The organism is Bradyrhizobium sp. NBAIM08 (assembly GCF_020193935.1).
GTDB lineage: Bacteria > Pseudomonadota > Alphaproteobacteria > Rhizobiales > Xanthobacteraceae > Bradyrhizobium > Bradyrhizobium yuanmingense.
The window spans coordinates 1-442 of the sequence record NZ_JADYVR010000417.1 but is presented as its reverse complement, the minus strand read 5'-3'; the positions used below and the strand labels follow the sequence as shown (position 1 = coordinate 442).

Genomic DNA, 442 nt, shown 5'->3' with positions numbered 1-442 from the left:
GGCACGACCCTTCAGAACTCGACCGGCCTGTTGATCTGGCGGGATTTCAAGCTGGCCAAGAAGCCGTGACAAGGGAGAGTAAGCCGATGCGACTGCACTTGTGGGGAGTTCTTGCCGCTGCCGCCGGCGCGCTGGCGGCCTGCGCAACCAGCTCGACGACCGGTCCCGATCGCTCCTCGAGGTCGGACGCCACTTCGATCACCTGGAGCGACGGCAAGCCGGCCTACGCCATCTCCTGCGAGAACCCCGGCGGCTGCCAGGAACGCGCGCTCGCGATGTGCAGGCAGGGCAACTACACCACGCTCGACAGCAAGAACATGCCGACCGTCGGCACCTACCGCGAGGTGTTCGGCAAGCCGTCGGTGGTCATACGCTGCAGCTAGAGTCAGCTTTCCTCCCTGCGCGAAGCGCGGGGAGGTGGCACCGTCATACGGTGACGGAG

At 65.8% G+C, this 442-nt stretch carries 1 protein-coding gene; it reads left to right on the top strand.

Annotation, left to right across the window (positions count from 1 at the left end):
• The first annotated feature begins 86 nt into the window (after positions 1-86).
• Entirely contained in the window at positions 87-383 is a 297-nt protein-coding gene (locus tag I6F37_RS40195) for a hypothetical protein (protein ID WP_225154407.1), read from the top strand.
• Positions 384-442 lie beyond the last annotated feature (59 nt).